The sequence below is a fragment of the Geodermatophilus pulveris genome, from assembly GCF_900188375.1.
Lineage (GTDB): Bacteria > Actinomycetota > Actinomycetes > Mycobacteriales > Geodermatophilaceae > Geodermatophilus > Geodermatophilus pulveris.
Genome location: NZ_FZOO01000004.1, coordinates 286,668 through 305,533, shown reverse-complemented (window position 1 = coordinate 305,533; position 18,866 = coordinate 286,668). Strand labels below are relative to the sequence as shown.

General features: G+C 77.5%; 22 protein-coding genes. 4 read left to right on the top strand and 18 right to left on the bottom strand.

Annotated features, from left to right (window positions below; all coding sequences use genetic code 11):
- Nucleotides 1–322: 322 nt before the first annotated feature.
- From lgt to CHB98_RS10580, 13 genes are all read right to left on the bottom strand, one after another.
- Nucleotides 323–1,294, bottom strand: coding sequence for a prolipoprotein diacylglyceryl transferase (gene lgt, locus CHB98_RS10640; protein ID WP_089305558.1), 972 nt, complete (start codon nucleotides 1,292–1,294; stop codon nucleotides 323–325).
- Nucleotides 1,291–2,088 carry a tryptophan synthase subunit alpha gene (trpA, locus tag CHB98_RS10635; protein WP_089305557.1) on the bottom strand — a complete coding sequence of 266 codons (798 nt, stop codon included), beginning with the start codon at nucleotides 2,086–2,088 and terminating at the stop codon, nucleotides 1,291–1,293. Before trpA ends, lgt begins: the two co-directional genes overlap by 4 nt.
- The gene (gene trpB / locus CHB98_RS10630) at nucleotides 2,085–3,476 is read right to left on the bottom strand and encodes a tryptophan synthase subunit beta (RefSeq protein ID WP_089305556.1); all 1,392 of its coding nucleotides are present in this window, start codon (nucleotides 3,474–3,476) and stop codon (nucleotides 2,085–2,087) included. Before trpB ends, trpA begins: the two co-directional genes overlap by 4 nt.
- A 72-nt stretch (nucleotides 3,477–3,548) precedes the next feature.
- A complete protein-coding gene (gene trpC, locus CHB98_RS10625; RefSeq protein WP_089305555.1) occupies nucleotides 3,549–4,358 on the bottom strand; it encodes an indole-3-glycerol phosphate synthase TrpC in 810 nt (269 codons plus the stop codon).
- Nucleotides 4,359–4,533: 175 nt separating this feature from the next.
- Complete coding sequence (locus tag CHB98_RS10620) at nucleotides 4,534–5,145, bottom strand: Trp biosynthesis-associated membrane protein (RefSeq protein ID WP_089305554.1); 612 nt, start codon at nucleotides 5,143–5,145, stop codon at nucleotides 4,534–4,536.
- Nucleotides 5,142–6,638, bottom strand: a complete 1,497-nt coding sequence (locus CHB98_RS10615; protein ID WP_089305553.1) for an anthranilate synthase component I — start codon at nucleotides 6,636–6,638, stop codon at nucleotides 5,142–5,144. The genes CHB98_RS10620 and CHB98_RS10615 overlap by 4 nt, the downstream gene beginning before the upstream one ends.
- Complete coding sequence (gene hisI, locus CHB98_RS10610) at nucleotides 6,625–6,999, bottom strand: phosphoribosyl-AMP cyclohydrolase (protein WP_089305552.1); 375 nt, start codon at nucleotides 6,997–6,999, stop codon at nucleotides 6,625–6,627. Before hisI ends, CHB98_RS10615 begins: the two co-directional genes overlap by 14 nt.
- Before the next feature lie 36 nt (nucleotides 7,000–7,035).
- Nucleotides 7,036–7,473 carry a hypothetical protein gene (locus CHB98_RS10605; protein ID WP_089305551.1) on the bottom strand — a complete coding sequence of 146 codons (438 nt, stop codon included), beginning with the start codon at nucleotides 7,471–7,473 and terminating at the stop codon, nucleotides 7,036–7,038.
- A gap of 269 nt (nucleotides 7,474–7,742) precedes the next feature.
- A complete protein-coding gene (locus tag CHB98_RS10600; protein WP_089305716.1) occupies nucleotides 7,743–9,395 on the bottom strand; it encodes an FAD-binding dehydrogenase in 1,653 nt (550 codons plus the stop codon).
- Between the two features lie 10 nt (nucleotides 9,396–9,405).
- A complete protein-coding gene (locus CHB98_RS10595; RefSeq protein WP_089305550.1) occupies nucleotides 9,406–9,624 on the bottom strand; it encodes a hypothetical protein in 219 nt (72 codons plus the stop codon).
- A 153-nt stretch (nucleotides 9,625–9,777) separates the two neighbouring features.
- Nucleotides 9,778–10,224, bottom strand: coding sequence for a hypothetical protein (locus tag CHB98_RS10590; protein ID WP_089305549.1), 447 nt, complete (start codon nucleotides 10,222–10,224; stop codon nucleotides 9,778–9,780).
- A gap of 44 nt (nucleotides 10,225–10,268) precedes the next feature.
- Nucleotides 10,269–12,110, bottom strand: coding sequence for an ABC transporter ATP-binding protein (locus CHB98_RS10585; RefSeq protein WP_245821064.1), 1,842 nt, complete (start codon nucleotides 12,108–12,110; stop codon nucleotides 10,269–10,271).
- On the bottom strand, nucleotides 12,107–13,882 hold the full coding sequence (locus CHB98_RS10580) for an ABC transporter ATP-binding protein (RefSeq protein WP_245821063.1): 1,776 nt from the start codon (nucleotides 13,880–13,882) through the stop codon (nucleotides 12,107–12,109). Before CHB98_RS10580 ends, CHB98_RS10585 begins: the two co-directional genes overlap by 4 nt.
- A gap of 104 nt (nucleotides 13,883–13,986) precedes the next feature.
- Between CHB98_RS10580 and CHB98_RS10575 the strand changes: the two genes are divergently transcribed.
- Nucleotides 13,987–14,610: a TIGR03085 family metal-binding protein gene (locus CHB98_RS10575; RefSeq protein ID WP_089305548.1), complete on the top strand. Its 624-nt coding sequence runs from the start codon at nucleotides 13,987–13,989 to the stop codon at nucleotides 14,608–14,610.
- A 4-nt stretch (nucleotides 14,611–14,614) separates the two neighbouring features.
- On the opposite strand, the gene hisF is transcribed toward CHB98_RS10575, so the two are convergent.
- From hisF to CHB98_RS22350, 5 genes are read right to left on the bottom strand one after another with little or no spacing between them, the layout of a single operon-like run.
- Complete coding sequence (hisF, locus tag CHB98_RS10570) at nucleotides 14,615–15,409, bottom strand: imidazole glycerol phosphate synthase subunit HisF (RefSeq protein WP_089305547.1); 795 nt, start codon at nucleotides 15,407–15,409, stop codon at nucleotides 14,615–14,617.
- Nucleotides 15,406–15,828 (bottom strand): RidA family protein, encoded by a 423-nt coding sequence (locus tag CHB98_RS10565; RefSeq protein WP_089305546.1) that lies wholly within the window; start codon nucleotides 15,826–15,828, stop codon nucleotides 15,406–15,408. The genes hisF and CHB98_RS10565 overlap by 4 nt, the downstream gene beginning before the upstream one ends.
- Nucleotides 15,825–16,556: a bifunctional 1-(5-phosphoribosyl)-5-((5-phosphoribosylamino)methylideneamino)imidazole-4-carboxamide isomerase/phosphoribosylanthranilate isomerase PriA gene (gene priA, locus CHB98_RS10560; RefSeq protein WP_089305545.1), complete on the bottom strand. Its 732-nt coding sequence runs from the start codon at nucleotides 16,554–16,556 to the stop codon at nucleotides 15,825–15,827. Before priA ends, CHB98_RS10565 begins: the two co-directional genes overlap by 4 nt.
- 10 nt (nucleotides 16,557–16,566) lie before the next feature.
- Nucleotides 16,567–16,857 (bottom strand): helix-turn-helix transcriptional regulator, encoded by a 291-nt coding sequence (locus tag CHB98_RS22355; RefSeq protein WP_245821062.1) that lies wholly within the window; start codon nucleotides 16,855–16,857, stop codon nucleotides 16,567–16,569.
- Entirely contained in the window at nucleotides 16,854–17,072 is a 219-nt protein-coding gene (locus CHB98_RS22350) for a hypothetical protein (protein ID WP_245821091.1), read from the bottom strand. The genes CHB98_RS22355 and CHB98_RS22350 overlap by 4 nt, the downstream gene beginning before the upstream one ends.
- On the opposite strand from CHB98_RS22350, the gene CHB98_RS21115 reads away from it, so the two are divergent.
- Genes CHB98_RS21115 through CHB98_RS10545 form a run of 3 tightly spaced genes read left to right on the top strand, consistent with a single transcriptional unit; the run spans nucleotide 16,966 to nucleotide 18,848 of the window.
- Nucleotides 16,966–17,478, top strand: a complete 513-nt coding sequence (locus CHB98_RS21115) for a maleylpyruvate isomerase family mycothiol-dependent enzyme (RefSeq protein WP_143425059.1) — start codon at nucleotides 16,966–16,968, stop codon at nucleotides 17,476–17,478. The genes CHB98_RS22350 and CHB98_RS21115 overlap by 107 nt on opposite strands.
- A 36-nt stretch (nucleotides 17,479–17,514) precedes the next feature.
- Nucleotides 17,515–18,126, top strand: coding sequence for a nitroreductase family protein (locus tag CHB98_RS10550; RefSeq protein WP_089305544.1), 612 nt, complete (start codon nucleotides 17,515–17,517; stop codon nucleotides 18,124–18,126).
- The gene (locus tag CHB98_RS10545) at nucleotides 18,123–18,848 is read left to right on the top strand and encodes a sulfite exporter TauE/SafE family protein (protein WP_089305543.1); all 726 of its coding nucleotides are present in this window, start codon (nucleotides 18,123–18,125) and stop codon (nucleotides 18,846–18,848) included. The genes CHB98_RS10550 and CHB98_RS10545 overlap by 4 nt, the downstream gene beginning before the upstream one ends.
- Nucleotides 18,849–18,866: the final 18 nt, after the last annotated feature.

Genomic DNA, 18,866 nt, shown 5'->3' with positions numbered 1-18,866 from the left:
GTCACTCCCGTCGTCGGCACGCCGCCCGGACCGCCGTCGGCGCTGACGGGGGGCGGGCGGGGGGCGCGGGGCCCGGCCGGTGGATCAGAGGGCTGAGGAGCGGGGCACTGGGGCAGGGAGGTCGGCGGACGGTCCGGGGACCACCGGCGACCCGGCGTGGCGGAGCACCGGGGTGGTGACCCGGTGCTGTCGTCCGCGGGTCGGCGCTGGCCCGGTTCCGACGCGTGCGGCCCCGCCAGGATCACCGTGGGGCCTCGGCAGAAGGGTACACAGACGCACCACCCGTCCCGTACGGGCGGACGGGACCGGCGGCGCGCCGTCCTCAGGCGCCGGGGTGTCGCCGGCCGCCGTCCCCACCAGGGTCTTCGCCGTCGCGGGCCTCGGCCGCGCCGGGCGCCACTGCCGGGGCGGAGTCGCCCTCGTCCGGTGCGTGCAGGCCGGTGCCGGCGGCCGCCTGCCCCCGGGTGACCACCTCGCGGGGCCGGCCGCGCTGCCAGACCAGGTACGCGACGGCCAGCAGGCCGACGACGACGGAGGTGTAGACGTTGAGCCGGACGCCGCCGATGGTCTCGGCGGGGTCGGTGCGCAGCAGCTCGATCCACAGCCGGCCGGCGCAGTAGAGGGCGACGTAGAGGGCGAAGGCCCGCCCGTGGCTGAGCCGGAAGCGCCGGTCGGCCCAGACCACCACGGCGGCCGCGGCCAGGTTCCACAGCATCTCGTAGAGGAACGTGGGGTGGAAGGTGCCCAGCACCACCGGCTGCCCGTCGGCGCCGACGACGGCCTCCGTGCCGGTCCACTCGTGGATGGTGAGCGCCCAGGGCAGGTCGGTGACCCGGCCGTAGAGCTCGTTGTTGAACCAGTTGCCCACCCGGCCGACGGCCTGGGCCACGAGCAGCCCGGGGGCCAGCGCGTCGGCGAACGCCGGCAGCGGGATGCCACGGCGGCGGCAGGCGATCCAGGCACCCACCCCGCCGAGGGCGACCGCGCCCCAGATGCCCAGGCCGCCCTCCCAGACGGCCAGCGCGCGCAGCGGGTCGCCGCCCTCCCCGAAGTAGGGTCGCGGGCTGCTGACCACGTGGTAGAGCCGGCCGCCGACGATCCCGAACGGCACCGCCCACACCGCGATGTCCAGGACGTCACCGGGCGCGCCGCCCCGGGCCACCCAGCGGCGCTCGGTGAGCCAGGCGGCCGCGACGATGCCGGCGATGATGCACAGCGCGTAGGCGCGCAGCGGCAGCGGGCCCAGCTCCCAGACGGCCTGGGTGGGGCTCGGGATCGCGGCCAGCACGGTCACGGGACGGCGACCGGGCGGCGCACCCCGGCGGCGAGGTCCTCCGACAGCCGGCGGACCCCCTCGGCGCCCCGGCCCTCGAGCAGCTCGCGCACGTAGGCCGACCCGACGATGACGCCGTCGGCGAAGCCGGCGACCTCGGCGGCCTGGTCCCCGTCGGACACCCCGAGGCCCACGCAGACCGGCAGGTCGGTGACCGCGCGGGTGCGCGCGACCAGCCTCCCGGCGGCGTCGCCCACGGTGGCCCGGGTGCCGGTGACGCCCATCGTGGAGGCGGCGTAGACGAACCCGCGGCAGGCCGCGACGGTGGCGGCCAGCCGGGCGTCGGTGGACGACGGGGCGACGAGGAACACCCGGTCGAGGTCGTGGGTGCCCGACGCGGCCAGCCACGGGCCGGCCTCGTCGGGGATGAGGTCGGGGGTGATGGCGCCGGCCCCCCCGGCGGCGGCGAGGTCGACGGCGAACCGGTCGACGCCGTAGCGCTCGATCGGGTTCCAGTAGCTCATGACCACCGGCACCGCGCCAGCCGCGGCGACCGCCTCGACGGCGCGCAGCACGGCGGGCATGCCGACGCCGGCGCGCACGGCCGGGTCGACGGCCTGCTGGATGACCGGCCCGTCCATGCCGGGGTCGCTGTACGGGACGCCGACCTCGACGACGTCCGCGCCGCCCTCGACCGCGGCGACCATGGCCGAGATCGAGGCGTCCACGTCCGGGTAGCCCACCGGGAGGTAGGCGACCAGCGCCGCGCGACCCTCCGCGCGGGCCCCGGCGACGACCTCCCGCAGGCCGCTCACGCCTGCTCCCCCGCCCGCTGCCCGGGGACCGCGTCGCCGCTGGTCACCGCGCCCTCGGTGGGCCGCTGGTCGGTGTCCAGGCCCGGGCCGGGGTCGGCGCCCCGGCCGGCCTCCACGGCGCGGTCGTCGGAGTCGGTCGGCGCGCCGCGGTCACCGAGGTGGAACCAGGCGCTGGCCGTCTCGACGTCCTTGTCACCGCGGCCGGACAGGTTGACCAGCAGCACGGCATCCGGCCCGAGCTCCCGGCCCAGCGTCAGCGCCCCGGACAGCGCGTGCGCGGACTCGATGGCCGGGATGATGCCCTCGGTGCGGCACAGCAGCGCGAAGGCCTCCATGGCCTCGGCGTCGGTGACCGGCCGGTACTCCGCCCGGCCGATGTCGTGCAGGTGGGAGTGCTCGGGGCCCACGCCCGGGTAGTCCAGGCCGGCGCTGATCGAGTGCGACTCGACGGTCTGGCCGTTGTCGTCCTGCAGCAGGTAGGACCGGGCGCCGTGCAGCACCCCCGGCGTCCCGCCGGTGATGCTGGCCGCGTGCCGGCCGGTGGCCACGCCGTCGCCCCCGGCCTCCAGGCCGACCAGCCGCACGCCCGCGTCGGGCACGAAGGCGGTGAAGATGCCGATCGCGTTGGACCCGCCGCCGACGCAGGCCAGCACCGCGTCGGGCAGCCGGCCCTCCCGCTCGAGGAGCTGGGCGCGGGCCTCGTCGCCGATGACCCGCTGGAAGTCGCGGACCATCTCCGGGAACGGGTGCGGGCCGGCGACGGTGCCGAAGACGTAGTTCGTCGTCTCCACGTTGGTGACCCAGTCGCGGAAGGCCTCGTTGATGGCGTCCTTGAGGGTGCGCGAGCCGGTGGTGACCGGCACGACCTCGGCGCCGAGCAGCCGCATCCGGGCGACGTTGAGCGCCTGGCGGCGGGTGTCCTCCTCGCCCATGTAGATCGTGCAGGACAGCCCCATGAGCGCCGCCGCGGTCGCGGTGGCCACGCCGTGCTGCCCCGCCCCGGTCTCCGCGATGACCCGCTGCTTGCCGATCCGCCGGGTCAGCAGCGCCTGGCCCAGCACGTTGTTGATCTTGTGCGAGCCGGTGTGGTTGAGGTCCTCGCGCTTGAGCCAGATGCGCGCGCCGCCCGCGTGCTCGGCGAACCGCGGCACCTCGGTGATCGGGCTCGGCCGGCCGGTGTAGTCCCGCTGCAGCGCGGCGAACTCGGCGGTGAAGGCCGGGTCGGCGCGCATCGCGCGGTAGGCCTCGGTCAGCTCGTCGAGGGCGGCGATCAGCGCCTCGGGCACGAAGCGGCCACCGAAGACCCCGAAGTGCCCGGTGGCGTCCGGCCAGCTCGGGCGCGTCGGCTCGAGTCGCTGCTCGGGCGGGCGGACGGCGCTGGTGGTCATGGCCCCAGCGTAGGGACCTCCGTGCCCCCCACGGCTCGCAGGCTCGCCGCGGGCCCCTGCACGGAGGCCGGGTCAGCGGGGGGTGTGCGGGGTGGCCGGGTGCGCCCCGGCCGTGACCAGGTCGGCGACCGCCTGGCGGGCGTCGCCGGCGGTGACCAGGCCCTCGCCGACGAGGACGGCGTCGGCCCCGGCGGCGGCGTAGGAGATGAGGTCGTGCGGCCCGCGGACGCCGGACTCGGCGACCTTGACCACCCCGGACGGCAGCCCGGGCGCGATCCGCTCGAAGGTGGAGCGGTCCACCTCCAGGGTGGTGAGGTCGCGGGCGTTGACGCCGATCACCGCGGCGCCGGCGGCGAGCGCCCGGTCGGCCTCGGCCTCGGTGTGCACCTCGACCAGCGCGGTCATGCCCAGGGACTCCACCCGCTCCAGCAGGCCGACCAGCGCGTTCTGCTCCAGCGCGGCGACGATGAGCAGGACGACGTCGGCGCCGTGCGCGCGCGCCTCGTGCACCTGGTAGCTGGTGACGACGAAGTCCTTGCACAGCACCGGGACGTCGACGGCCGCGCGGACGGCGTCCAGGTCGGCCTGCCCCCCGCCGAAGCGGCGCCGCTCGGTCAGCACGCTGATGACCCGCGCGCCGCCGTCGGCGTACTGGCGGGCGAGCACCGCGGGGTCGGGGATGTCGGCGAGCGCGCCCTTGGACGGGCTCTGCCGCTTGACCTCGGCGATGACGCCGACGCCGGGGGCGCGCAGCGCGGCCAGGGCGTCGACGGGCGGGCGGGCCGCTGCCGCGGCGGCCTTGATCTCCGCCAGCGGGGTGCTCGCCTCCCGCGCGGCCAGGTCCTCACGGACGCCGGCGACGATCTCGTCGAGCACGGACACGAGTCCTCCCGGTGCTGCTCGTCCTCCGCCCGCCGGGCCGTGTCGGACCACCTCGGGGCGCGGCCCCGGCCGGGACCCGATCCGTGGACCAACTCTAGAGGCGGCAGCTCCCCCGCCGACCGCGGGGGCAACACCCTCCCCCTCCGGTGGGTGTGGCCCGCCCCGGCGCGGGTACTCAACGGTGTTCGGTCCGCTCCTCGGTGGGGTCCTCCCCGCGGTCGAGGGCCCGCCAGGCGTCCAGCGCCCGGTCCTCGTCGGTCCGCTCCCGCCGCGGGGCGGCCCGCGCCGCGGCGGGGCGCTCGTACCGGCGGCCCAGGCCGGGCCAGCCGCGCCCGCGCAGCACGGTGAGCAGGCCGGCCGCCGTCGCCAGCAGGCCGGCCACGACGGCCAGCGCCGGCCAGGCGGCCTGCACCGTCGCGGTGGTCGTGCTGCCCGGCGCCGTGGCCAGCGCCCCGGCGGCCGTGGCGCCCGCGTCGGTGAGCAGCGTGCGCAGGCCCGACCAGCCCAGCACGCCGCCGGTGACCGCGGCCAGCAGGCCGACCAGCACCCGCCCGGCGCTGCGGACGGCGAGCAGCGCCGCCGCGGCCGCCAGCAGCAGCAGCCCGCCGGCGGGGACCAGCGGGGCCAGTTCGGCCCCGGTGAGCTGCTCGGCGACGGGGGGCAGCGGCACCGGGCGGGTGACGGTCGCGGCCACCCAGGTCCGGCCCCCGGCGGACAGCGCCAGGCCCCCGGCCGCCGCCGCGCCGGCGGCGGCCGCGGCGAGCTCCCGGCGGGCCGTCCCCGTCACGGGAGCTCCCGCATCCCCTCCGCCGTCGCGATCGCCGAGAGCACCGCGCGGGCCTTGTGGCGGGTCTCGGCCTCCTCGGTGGCCGGGTCGCTGTCGGCGACGATCCCGGCCCCGGCCTGCACGTAGGCCCGGCCGCCGTGCAGCACCGCCGTCCGGATGGCGATGGCCATGTCCATGTCCCCGCTGGCGTCCACGTAGCCCACCGTCCCGGCGTAGAGCGCCCGCCGGGTGGGCTCCAGCGACTCGATGATCTCCATCGCGCGCGGCTTGGGCGCCCCGGACACGGTGCCGGCGGGGAAGGTCGCGTCGAACACGTCGAGGGCGTCCCACTCGGGCGCGACCTCGCCGGCCACGGTGGACACCAGGTGCATGACGTGGCTGTAGTGCTCGATGCGCATGAAGTCGGGCACCTCGACCGAGCCGGGCACGCACACCCGGCCGAGGTCGTTGCGGGCCAGGTCGACCAGCATCACGTGCTCGGCGCGCTCCTTGGGGTCGGCCAGCAGGCCCTCGGCCAGCCGCACGTCCTCCTCCGGGGTCGCCCCGCGCGGGCGGGTCCCGGCCGGCGGGTGGACGACGGCCGAGCTGCCGGTCACCGTCACCAGCGCCTCCGGCGAGGACCCGACGACCTCGAACGGCGACTCGCGGCCGGCGAAGCGCAACAGGTACATGTACGGGGAGGGGTTGGTCGCCCGCAGCACCCGATAGAGGTCCAGCGCCTCGACGCCGGTGGCCACCTCGAAGCGCTGGGCGAGCACCACCTGGAAGGCGTCGCCGGCCCGGATGTGCTCGCGGATGCGTTCCACGCCGTCCCGGTAGGCCCCGGGCGTCGTGTTGCTGTGCACGGGCGGCGGCTCGGCGGTGGCGAAGGCGGCCACCCCGGTCGGGCCGGCCTTGGTGAGGTCGGCGGCCATGGCGTCCAGCCGGGTGACCGCGTCGTCGTAGCCCCCGGCGCCGCGCACGGCGTTGGCGATGAGCAGCACCGTGCCGTCGTGGTGGTCGAGCACGGCGAGGTCGGTGACCAGCATGAGCGCCAGCTCCGGCATGCCGAGGTCGTCGGTGCTGGTCTCCGGCAGCCGCTCCAGCCGCCGGACGACGTCGTAGCCGAGGTAGCCGACCAGCCCGCCGGTCAGCCGGGGCAGGTCGGGGCGGCGCGGCGAGCGCAGCCGGCGGGCCAGGGTGCGGACGGCGGCCAGCGGGTCGGCCGGCAGGTCGTCGGTGAGCCCGGGCAGGTGCTCGCCCAGCCACAGCGCGGCGCCGTTCCGCTCGGTGAGCACCCCGGCGCTGCGCACCCCGACGAAGCTGTACCGGCTCCACTGCTTGCCCTGCTCGGCGGACTCCAGCAATACCGTGCCGGGCCGGTTGCCGGCGAGCTTGCGGTACACGCCGACCGCCGTCTCGCCGTCGGCCAGCAGCCGGCGGGTGACCGGCACCACCGCCTGGTCGAGGGCCGCGAAGTCCTCCCGCGACGGGGTGGTCTCACCGAGCCGCACGGGTGACCCCCAGCTCGCGGGAGAAGCAGGACCGCGTGCCGGTGTGGCAGGCCGGGCCGTCGGAGTCGACGACGACCAGCAGCGCGTCGCCGTCGCAGTCCAGCCGGACGTCGCGGACCCACTGCCGGTGCCCGGAGGTCTCGCCCTTCACCCAGTACTCGCCCCGGCTGCGCGACCAGTAGGTGGCCCGGCCGGTGGTCAGCGTGCGGCGCAGCGCCTCGTCGTCCATCCAGGCGACCATGAGCACCTCGCCGGTGTCGTGCTGCTGGACGACGGCGGCGACCAGGCCGGCGGGGTCGCGGCGCAGCAGGGCGGCGACCTCGGGGTCCAGGGCGGGCTCGGCGGCGGGGGCGGCGGACACGCCCCCGATCGTCCCACCCGCGCGCCGCCGGCCGGGTCACCGGTGCGGCGGGCCGCCCCCCGTGGGCGAGCCGGCGAACCAGGCCCGCGCCGGCGCTCCGACCGACAGCCCCAGCGCGGCCGCCGGGGCCGCCGCCGCGACGACGACGAGGAGCGCCAGCACGGCCGCGCCGCCGTCCAGCAGGGCCACCAGGCGCACGGCCCAGTAGGCGGCCAGGGCCAGCTGCAGGCCGGAGGCCGCGACCAGCGACCAGCGGGCCACCGGACGGCGGGTCGCCAGCGCGAGAGCCCCGGCGGTGACCAGCAGGACGACCGAGACCAGCTGCACGACGGCGAGCGTGCCGGCCTCGGCGACCAGCACGGCAGCGCCGGCCGGGAACCCGGGCCGGCCGACGGCCGCGGACAGCACCGACGCCAGGAGCTGCAGGTAGGCGGTCACCAGCGCCACCCCGGCGGCCTGCACGAGGACGAGCACCGCCGCGGCGACGACCTGCCCGGGCCGCCGCGGTCGGGCCGCTGCCGGCGGCCAGGGCGGGGGCCAGGGCGGGGGCCAGGGCGAGGGCCAGGGCGAGGGCCAGGGCGAGGCGCCGTACGCGGGCGCCGGGTGGGGCCGGCCGGCGCCCGCGCTCCAGGGCGGCCTCGTCGGCGGCGGACCGGCGTAGGGGGCGCCGGGCTCGGTCTCCGTGGCCGGGTCCGCCCAGGGGCCCGGGACCGCGCCGCTCAGCGGATGGCCACCGAGGCCCGTCACAGCGCAGCCGCCAGCGCCCGGCCCGCGACCCGGCCGGAGAAGAGGCAGCCGCCGAGGAAGGTCCCCTCCAGCGAGCGGTGGCCGTGCATGCCGCCGCCGCCGAAGCCGGCGACCTCACCGGCGGCCCAGAGCCCGGGGAGGACCTCCCCGCCGGGCCGCAGCACCCGGCCGGACAGGTCGGTCTCCAGCCCGCCGAGCGTCTTGCGGGTGAGCACGCCCAGCCGGACCGCGATCAGCGGCCCGGCCTCGGGGTCGAGCAGCCGGTGCGGCGGGGCCACGCGGATCAGCTTGTCGCCGAGGTAGTTGCGGGCGCCGCGGATCGCGGTGACCTGCAGGTCCTTGGTGAAGGGGTGCGCGACCTCGCGGTCGCGGGCCACGACCTCGCGCTCGACGTCGGCCAGCGCCAGTTCGGGGGTGCCGCCGGTGACCCGGTTCATCCCGGCGACCAGCTCGGGCAGGGTGCGCGCGACGACGAAGTCCTCGCCGTCGTCCAGGAATGCCTGCACGGGGCCGGCGACGCCGGCCTTGACCCGGCCGACCAGCAGCCTGACGTCCTTGCCGGTGAGGTCGGGGTTCTGCTCGGAGCCCGAGAGCGCGAACTCCTTCGCCACGATCTTGTGCGTGGCGAGGAACCAGGTGTGCTCGTGCCCGGTCCGGCCGATGTGGGCCAGCGTGCCGAGGGTGTCGAAGCCGGGGAACAGCGGCACCGGCAGCCGCCGGCCGGTGGCGTCCAGCCACAGCGACGAGGGGCCGGGCAGGATCCGGATGCCGTGCCGCTGCCAGACCGGTGAGTGGTTGGTGACGCCCTCGGTGTAGTGCCACATCCGGTCGGCGTTGACCACGCTGGCGCCGGTGTCCTCGGCCACCCGCAGCATCCGGCCGTCGACGTGCGCCGGCACCCCGGACAGCAGCCGCCGCGGCGGCGGGCCCAGCCGCGCGGGCCAGTTGCGCCGGACCAGGTCGTGGTCTCCGCCGATGCCGCCGGAGGTGACCACCACGGCTTGGGCGGTGACCTCGAAGTCGCCGACGGCGGTCCGGGAGCTGGCCGCGCCGCGGGGGGCGTCGCTGGGCTCGAGCACGGTGCCGCGGACGCCGGTGACCGCGCCGCCGGTGACGACCAGCTCGTCGACGCGGTGGCGGAACCGCAGCTGCAGCACGCCCCGCTCGGCGGCGGCCCGCACGCGGCGTTCGAACGGCGCGACGATGCCGGGCCCGGTGCCCCAGACGATGTGGAAGCGGGGCACCGAATTGCCGTGGCCGGTGGCGGTGTAGCCGCCGCGCTCGGCCCAGCCGACCACCGGGAACAGCCCGATGCCCTGCTCGCGCAGCCAGGCCCGCTTCTCCCCCGCGGCGAACTGGAGGTAGGCCTCGGCCCACGCCCGCGGCCAGTGGTCCTCCGGCCGGTCGAAGGACGCGGTGCCGGCCCAGTCCTGCCGGGCGAGCTCCAGGGAGTCGCGGACCCGCAGCCGGCGCTGCTCGGGCGAGTCGACGAGGAACAGCCCGCCGAAGGACCACCACGCCTGCCCGCCGAGGGACTGCTCGGGCTCCTGGTCGAGCAGGACCACCCGCCGGCCGGCGTCGGCCAGCTCCGCGGCGGCGACCAGCCCGGCCAGCCCCGCCCCGACCACGACGACGTCGGTGTCCGTCACGCAGAGCACGCTAGCCGGTGCGCTGCGTGGAGCGGCCCCGGTCCGCGGCGGGCGTCGCCCGGGCGGGTCGGGTCCAGGCGCGCACCGGGCGGCGGGTGGCCGGCGCCAGGCAGCCGGCCGGCCCGACGAGCAGCACCAGCTGCTGGCCGGTGACCGCGCCGAGGCCCAGCGCGCCGGCCAGCGCGACGACCGCCAGGGCCACCGGGACGGCCGACCCGACCGGGGCCACCCCCGGGGCGCGCAGCAGCCAGCCCAGCCACAGGTACTCGGCGGCAACCAGGACGGCGGCGGCGAACGGGACGGGCAGCGGCCGCCCGGTTGCGCGGGGCGGGGTTCGCCATGCCCGGCAGCGTAGGTCGGCCGGCGCCGCGCGGGCCGGACGTCAGCGGCCGCGGCCGGGCCGTCCCCGCACCCACCGGCGCACCCGCGGGGTGGCCGCCAGCGCCGCGGCCAGGCCCGGGGCGAGCAGGAGCAGCAGCGGCAGGGCCGGGTTCCCGGCCTCCTCGGTGCGGGCGGCCGTCCAGACCACCACGCCGGCCAGCACCGCGACCGGGACCAGGGCGAGCACCGTCGGCAGCCAGCCGCGGCGGGCCAGCAGCCAGGCGGCGGCCGACACCTGGACCAGCGGCACGACGACGAGCAGGTAGGCCCACGGGTCGGACCCGGCGTCCGCGGTCACCCCGCCGAGGGCGACCGCGACGACGGCGAGGAAGCCGGTCGGGAGCGCCCCGACGACGCCCAGCGCCGCGGCGGCGACCGCGGACGGCGGCGTGCTCGCGTCCGACGGGGGCAGGTCGGGAGCGCGGTCGCGCCCGCGGGGTGGAGCCACCTGCGCAGGCTAGGCCCCGGAGACGGCGACGCGACGACGGCAGGTCAGGCCGTGGGCGCGGGCTCCCCCGCCGAGGAGCGGCGCCAGGAGGCGTGCAGCCGGGCATAGGGCCCGACGGCGTCGACCAGGTCGGCGTGCGTGCCGCGCTGCACCACCCGGCCGGCGTCGACGACGAGCACCTCGTCGGCCCGCTCGGCGGTGGACAGCCGGTGGGCGATGGTCAGCGTCGTCCGGCCGTCGGTCAGCCGGTCGAGGGCGTGGGTGAGCCGGCGCTCGGTGGCCGGGTCGACGGCGCTGGTGGCCTCGTCGAGCACCAGCAGGTCGGGGTCGGCGACGTAGGCGCGGGCGACGGCGACCAGCTGCCGCTCCCCCGCCGACAGCGAGTCCCCCCGCTGGCCGACCCGGGTGGCCACGCCCTCGGGCAGCCCGGCCACCCAGTCGCCCAGGCCCAGCTCCTCCAGGGCGGTGCGCACCTCGGCGTCGGTGGTGCCGGGGCGCCCGTAGCGCACGTTGTCGGCGACGGTGGCGTCGAACAGGAAGCCGTCCTGGGGCACCATCACCACCCGCTGGCGCAGCGAGGCGAAGGCGACCCGGTCCAGCGGCACCCAGCCGGCGTCGTCGTCGCCGAGCAGCACCCGGCCCTCGGTGGGGTCCATGAGCCGGGTGACCAGCTTGGCGAACGTCGTCTTGCCCGACCCGGTCTCGCCGACGACCGCGACGCGGCGGCGCGGCGCGATCTCCAGGTCGACGTCCTCCAGGGCGGGCCGCGCCCCCGGCGCGTAGCGGAAGCTGACGTGCTCGAAACGCACCCCGAGCGGCGCGTGCGGCAGCTGCCGGGCCTCCCCGGGGCCGGCGACGGCGGGGTCGCGCACGTCCGGCGCGGTCTCCAGCACGTCGAGCACCCGGCGGAACCCGGCGATCGCGTTCTGCCCCTCGTTGAGCACCTCGGTGGCGATCTGCACCGGCGCGACGAACAGCGTGACGAGGAAGAGGAAGGCGACCAGGGTGCCCGCCGTGATGTCGCCGTCCAGGCCGAGCAGGACGCCGGCGACCACCACGGCGACGTTGGCGACGGCGGCGACGAACTCGCCGCTGACGAACACCGCGGCCGTGACCTGCTGGGCCTTCACCTGGGCCCGGTAGTGCCGCTGGATGGCGCGGTCCAGGCGGGCGGCGGTGCGCTCCCGGATGCCGTAGGCGCGCACCGTGGGGGCGCCGACGACGGCCTCGGACACCGCGGCCAGCACGTCGCCGACCCGCTCGCGCACCACGCCGTAGGCGACCGCCAGCCGCGCGGCGAGGTACCGGACGGCGGCGGCCAGGGGCAGGAAGCACGCCAGGACGACGAGGGTGAGCTGCCAGGAGTAGACGGCCATGACCACCGTGGCCACGAGCAGCTGCCCGAGGCTGATCACGCCGAGCACGCCGCCCCACTGCATGAACGTGGACAGCTGGTCGACGTCGCTGGTGACCCGGGAGACCAGCGAGCCGCGGCGCTGGCCCTGCTGGTGCAGCACCGACAGGTCGTGCACGTGCCGGAAGGCCCGGGTGCGCAGCCCGGCCAGCGCGGTCTCCGTCGTCCGGAACAGCCGGACGTTCATCCGGTAGACGGCCAGCACGTTGAGCAGGACGACGCCGGCGCAGACCAGCACCACGGTGCGGACGAACTCCGCGTCCGGGCCGCCGGGGCCGGCCAGGCCGCGGTCGATGACCTGCTGGACGGCGATCGGGACGACCACCCGCCCGGCGGTGGCCGCCAGCGCGAGGGCGAAGGTCACCGGCAGGCCGCGGCGGAACTCCGGCATCATCGCCAGGCCCCGGCGCAGGGTGGCGAAGGCGCCCTCCTCGCGGTGCCGCTCGTCGAGGGCGGTCGCGGCGGTGCTCACGCGGCGACCTCCGTCTGCGCGTAGGCGCGCACGAGCGCCGCGTACCCGGGCACCTCGGCCAGCAGCTGCTCGTGGCTGCCGCGGGCGAGCACCCGGCCGCCCACCAGCCACACGACCTCGTCGGCCAGCGCGATGGTGGCCTGCCGGTAGGCGACCACGACCACGGTCGAGGGCCGCTCGGCGCCGCGCAGGGCGTCCAGGATGCGGGCCTCGACGGCCGGGTCGACGGCGCTCGTGGCGTCGTCGAGCACGAGCAGCCGGGGACGGCGGACCACCGCGCGGGCCAGCGCGACCCGCTGCCGCTGCCCGCCGGACAGCGTGGCGCCGCGCTCGCCCACCCGGGTGTCCAGGCCGTCGGGCAGCCGGCGGACGAAGTCGTCGGCGGCGGCGGTGGCCAGCGCCGCCCACACCTGCTCGTCGGGGAGGTCCGCGCCGAGGGTGACGTTGCCGCGCACGGTGTCGTCGAACAGGAAGGTCCCCTGCGGGACGAACGCCGCCTGGGTGCTGACCTCGCCCTCCCGCAGCGCGCGCAGGTCCACGCCGTCCAGGAGCACCTCGCCGGTGGCCGGGTCGACGAGGCGGACCAGCAGCCCGGCCAGCGTGGACTTGCCCGACCCGGTGGGCCCGACGACGGCGACCGTGCTGCCCGGGGCGACGTCGAAGGTGACACCGCTCAGCGTGGCCCGCGCCGCCCCCTCGAAGCCGTAGTCGACGCCGCGCAGCCCCAGGCCGGCGCCGGCGGCGCCGGTGACCGCCGCCTGCGCGCCGTGCGGTGTCTCGCCGGTCGCGTCCAGGACCGGCGTGACCCGGTCGAAGCCGGCCAGCGCGCGCGGCAGGTCGGCCAGCACCCAGCCGATGGCGCGGATCGGCAGGGCGAGCAGGGTGAACAGGTAGGCGATGGACACCAGGTCGCCGGCGTCGGTGGCGCCCTCGGCGACGCGGGTGGCACCGATGAGCAGCACGGCCAGCGTGCCGAGGTTGGGCAGCGCCTCCATCAGCGGGTCGAACAGCCCGCGCACCCGGCCCACGGCGATCAGCCCGTCGCGCAGCTCCTCGGCGCGGCCGGTGAAGCGGCGGGTCTCGACGTCCTCCCGGCCGAGGGTCTTGACGACCAGGGCGGCGTCGAAGCTCTCGTGGGCGATCTCGCTGACCTCGGCGCGCAGCTGCTGGGCCCGCTGCATCCGCGGGCTCATGGCCTGCGAGTAGACCGCGTTGAGCACGAACACCAGCGGGAAGACCACCATGCCGACCAGCGCGAGCAGCGGGTCGGTGGCCACCAGCGCGACCACGGTGATGCCGATCATCACCACTGCGCCGCAGGCGAAGGGCAGTGGCGCGACGAAGAACCAGGCCGCCTCGACGTCGGAGTTCGCGTTGGACAGCAGCTGCCCGGTGGGGTGGCGCTGGTGCCAGGACAGCGGCAGCCGCAGGTACTGGCCGGTGACCCGGCGGCGGTACTCGGCCTGCAGCCGGTAGCTCATGACGCCGGCGAACAGCCGCCGGCCCAGGATGCCGAGGATCTTCAGGACGGCGACGCCGAGGATCGCGGCCGCGGCCAGGGTGAGGGCGCCGGTGGAGGTGACGCCGTCGGCCAGCGCCGGCAGGACGACCCGGTCGACGACCTCGCCCAGCACGTAGGCGCTGGCCACGGTCATGGCGCCGTAGAGGCTGCTGGCCACGAGGGCCAGGGTGAACATGCCCGGCTGCTCGACGATCGCGCGCCCGACGTGGCGCATCCCTCGCCGGACGACGGCGTCTCGGCGGGTGGGCACGGGTCTCCTCGGGGGTGGTGCGGGGGCGGCCCCGTCGACTGTACTTAGGCGGGCTAAGGACGTCCTGCCGTTTCCGGGGGTCGCGCGATCGGTAACCCCGGGCGGTGACCCCCTCTTCCCGGACGCTGGCCGCGAGCGAGCGCGCGGCGCTCGCCGACCTCCTCGAGGAGCTCGGGCCGGACGCGCCGACGTGCTGCGCGGGCTGGACGACCGCCCACCTGGCCGCGCACCTCGTCACCCGGGACCGCCGCCCGGACACAGCGCCCGGCCTGGCACTGGAGGCCACGCGGGTCGGCCGGCCGCTGGCGGCCTGGTCGCACGCGGTGGAGGACCGGCTGCGCGCCTCCACCGGCTACGCCGACCTGGTCGTCCGGGTGCGCTCGGGGCCGCCGCGCTGGCTGCCGACCGCCTGGCCGCCGGTGGCCGCGCTGGTCGACACCGCCGAGTACGCCATCCACCACGAGGACGTCCGGCGCGCGCAGCCCGGCTGGGCGCCGCGGACGCTGCCGCGGGAGGCGCAGGACCGGCTGTGGGGCAACGCGGTGTTCTTCGGCCGGCTGGCCGCAGGCTCGGTGCCCGGCGCGCTGGTGCTGCGCCGCGGGGACGTGCCCGGCGCGGAGGAGCGCTCCGGCAGCGGGACCCCGGAGACGGTGGTGACCGGCGAGCCGCTGGAGCTGCTCCTGTGGGCCGCCGGCCGGCGCGAGGTGGCGCGCGTCGCCGTCGGCTGAGCCGTCACCCCTGGGGGTGGTCGGCCTCCCGGCGCACCGGGACGCCGGCGTCGGCCAGCGCGTCCTTGACGTCGCCGATGCGCAGCTTGCCGAAGTGGAAGACGGTGGCGGCCAGCACCGCGTCGGCTCCGGCCTCGACCGCGGGCGGGAAGTGCGCGGTCTCCCCCGCCCCGCCGCTGGCGATGACCGGCACGCTGACCTCGCGGCGCACGCTGCGGATCAGCTCCAGGTCGAAGCCGGCCTCGGTGCCGTCGGCGTCCATGGAGTTGAGCAGCACCTCGCCGGCGCCGAGCTCCGCGGCCCGCACCACCCACTCCACGGCGTCCCGGCCGGTGCCGCGGCGCCCGCCGTGCGTGGTGATCTCGAAGCCGGAGTCGGTGACCGCGCCGTCACGGGTGCGCCGGGCGTCCAGGCTGAGCACCAGCACCTGGTTGCCGAAGCGGTCGGCGATCTCGGCGATCAGCTCCGGGCGCGCCACCGCGGCGGTGTTGACCGCGACCTTGTCCGCGCCGGCGCGCAGCAGCCGGTCGACGTCCTGCACCGACCGCACGCCGCCGCCGACGGTGAGCGGGATGAACACGCTCTCCGCGGTCCGGCGGACGACGTCGTAGGTGGTCTCCCGGTCGCCGGAGCTGGCCGTGATGTCGAGGAAGGTCAGCTCGTCGGCGCCCTCGGCGTCGTAGACGCGGGCCATCTCCACCGGGTCGCCGGCGTCCCGGAGGTCGACGAAGTTCACGCCCTTGACCACCCGGCCGGCGTCCACGTCCAGGCAGGGGACCACGCGGACCGCGAGGCTCATGCGGGGGTCCGCCGCACCGCGTCGGCCTCCACCTCGACCAGCATGGCCGGGTCGATCAGGGCCGCGACCTGCACCAAGGAGGTGGCCGGCCGGATGTCGCCGAACACCTCGCCGTGGGCGCGGCCGACCTCCTCCCAGCGGGCGATGTCGGTGACGTACAGCCGGGTGCGGACGACGTCGGCGAGGGTGAACCCGGCCCGCTCCAGGGCCCGCTGCACGGTCGCCAGCGCCTGGCGGGTCTGCGCGCCGGCGTCCCCGGGGTGGGCGACGGCGCCGTCGACGGTGGCCGTCGTGCCGCTCACCCAGGCCATGTCGCCGTGCACGACGACCCGGCTGTAGCCGACCACCGCCTCCCACGGGGCGTCGGAGCCGAACCGGACGACGGCTCCGCCCCCGGGTGGGCCCGCGAGCCCGCTCACGCCGCCTCCCCGGTGACCCGCAGCGCGTCGGGCAGCGTGAACGCGCCCGCGTAGAGGGCCTTGCCGACGATCGCGCCCTCGACGCCGACCGCGGTCAGGCCGGCGAGCGCGCGGAGGTCGTCGAGCGAGCTGACCCCGCCCGAGGCGACGACCGGCTTCGGCGTGGCCGCGCAGACCTCGCGCAGCAGGTCGAGGTTGGGGCCGCGGAGCGTGCCGTCCTTGGTGATGTCGGTGACCACGTAGCGGGCGCAGCCCTCGGCGTCCAGGCGGGCCAGGGTCTCGTAGAGCTCGCCGCCCTCCTTCGTCCAGCCGCGGGCGGCCAGCCGGGTGCCGCGGACGTCGAGGCCCACGGCGATCCGGTCCCCGTGCTCGGCGATCGCCCGGGCGCACCACTCGGGCGACTCCAGCGCCGCCGTGCCGAGGTTCACCCGGCGGCAGCCGGTGGCCAGCGCGGCGGCCAGCGAGTCGTCGTCCCGGATGCCGCCGGACAGCTCCACGTCGACGTCCAGCTCGCCGACCACCCGGGCCAGCAGCTCGCGGTTGCTGCCCCGGCCGAATGCGGCGTCGAGGTCGACCAGGTGCACCCACTCCGCGCCGTCGGACTGCCACTGCAGGGCGGCGTCCAGCGGGTCGCCGTAGGAGGTCTCGCTGCCGGCCTCCCCCTGCACGAGGCGGACGGCCCGGCCGTCGGCGACGTCGACGGCGGGCAGCAGCTGCAGTCTCGGCACGGCCGACAGCCTAGGGAGTGCCCGCACCGGCCCCGGGGGCGTGCCGGGCGGCGAAGCGGCCGGGCGTGGTGCCGGTCACGCGGGCGAAGTCGCGGGTGAGGTGCGCCTGGTCGGCGTAGCCGAGCGCCGCCGCCACCTCGCCGATGCCGGACGGCGGGCTGCGCAGCCGCTCGGCGGCCTCCTGCAGCCGCCGGCGCTGCACGGGCCACTCCGGGGTCAGCCCGAGCCGGCGGGCGGCCAGCCGCTGCAGCGCCCGCTCGGACGGGCCGGACCCCTCGCAGACCTGGGCCACCCGGGTCACCTCGGGGTGCTCCTCGCGGAGGCCACCACCCGGTCGACCAGGTCGCCCTCGGCGTCGACCGGGAGGAACGGGCGCAGCGCGTCGCCGAAGGCGGCCGCGGCGGCGTGCGTGGCCGTCGCGTGCCGGTCGGCGGCCGTGCCGGCCGGGCGCTGGACGAGCCCGTCGCCCTGCGCGGGGTGGTCGGCCGCCGACGTCGTCGGGCACCCGATCGGCACGCAGCGGGAGTTCCTCGGGAGCCACGGCGGGGACCTGGGCGGGGCACCCGACGTGGCGGCCGACCCGGCCGCCGCCTGGCGGGCGCACGCGGCCCGGGTGGCCACGGCCCTGTCCGACGACACCGTGCCCGCGCGGCCGTTCGACGGGTTCTCCGGGCCGACCACCGTGGGTGCCGCGCTCGTGCAGTCCCACGTCCGGGAGGTGCTGGTGCACCGCTGGGACGTGGCCCGCGCGGTCCGCGCCGACGACCGGCTCACCGACGAGGAGCTGGACCGCGTCGCGGCCGGCGGCGACGGCTCCCGCCCGGCCCTGCACATGGGCGGCATCTGCCGGCCGGCCGTGGACCCGCCGGCGGACGCCCACCGGCAGACCCGCGTCCTGGCCCGGCTGGGCCGATCGGCCTGACCCGGGGCCCCGGCCGCGGGGTGACAGGGTGGCGGGGTGGAGTTCTCCGACGTCGTCCGCCGGCGGCGCATGGTGCGCGACTACGACGCGGACCGGCCGGTGCCGGCGGAGGTCCGCGAGCGGCTGCTGGAGCACGCGCTGCGGGCGCCCTCGGCAGGGTTCACCCAGGGCTGGGCGTTCCTGGTGCTGGAGGACCCCGCCGACCGGGACCTGTTCTGGTCGGTGACCACGTCGCCGGGCACCCCGGACGGCTGGCTCACCCGGATGCGCCGCGCGCCGCTGCTGGTCCTGCCGCTGTCGTCCCAGGCGGCCTACCTGGAGCGGTACGCCGAGCCGGACAAGGGCTGGACCGAGCGGGACCCCGCCAGCGTCGCCGCCCGCTGGCCGGTCCCCTACTGGGACGTCGACGCCGGGATGGCCGCGCTGCTCATGCTGCTGACGGCGGTCGACGAGGGGCTGGGGGCCTGCTTCTCCGGCGTTCCCGGGGACCGGGTGGACGCCCTGCGTGCGGCGTTCGGCGTCCCGGACACGCACCGCCCGGTGGGCCTGGTCACGGTGGGCTACCCGGGCGCGGACGACCGCCGGTCGCCGTCCCTGCGACGCGGACGGCGGGGTGTCGACGAGGTCGTGCACCGCGGGCGCTGGTGAGCGCCCTCGGGACGGTGCTGCTGGCCACCATGGTGCTGCTGGGCGCGCTCACCCAGCGGGCCACCGGCCTGGGGTTCGCGCTGGTGGCCGCCCCCTTCCTGGTGCTGCTGACCGGGCCGGCGGTCGGCGTCTCGCTGTCCAACGTGCTGTCCGCGTCGCTGTGCGCGCTGGTGCTGGTCCGCACCGGACGGCGCACGCTGTGGCGGGAGGTCGCCGTCCTCGCGGTGCCCGCCCTGCTGGCCGTCCCGCTGGGGGTCTACGTCGTGCGGACCCTGCCGGAGGGGCCGCTGCTGGTCGCCGTCGGCCTGATGTCCGTGGCCGCCGTCGCGGTCGTCGCGGTGGGCCGCAACCGGGCGCTGCTGACCGGCCGCGGGTCCGCCGTGGTGGCCGGCGCGCTGGCCGGGTTCATGAACGTCACCGCTGGGGTCGGCGGCCCGATGGTCACCGCCTACGCGGTGTCCCGGCGCTGGCCGCTGCCGGTGTTCATCCCGACCGCGCAGGCCACCCTGCTGGTGCTCAACGTGGCGTCGCTGGCCGGCAAGGGCCTCCCGCCGCTGGCCGCCACGGTGTGGGTGGTCAGCGGGGTCGCGCTGGTCACCGGCCTGGCCGCTGGCGAGCTGCTGAGCCGCCGCCTGGGCGCGGCCCGGGGCCTGCAGCTGGTGATCGTCGTCGCGCTGGCCGGCGGGGTGGCCACGCTGGTGCGGGGGCTGGTGGCGCTGTGAGCGCCCAGGACGCACACG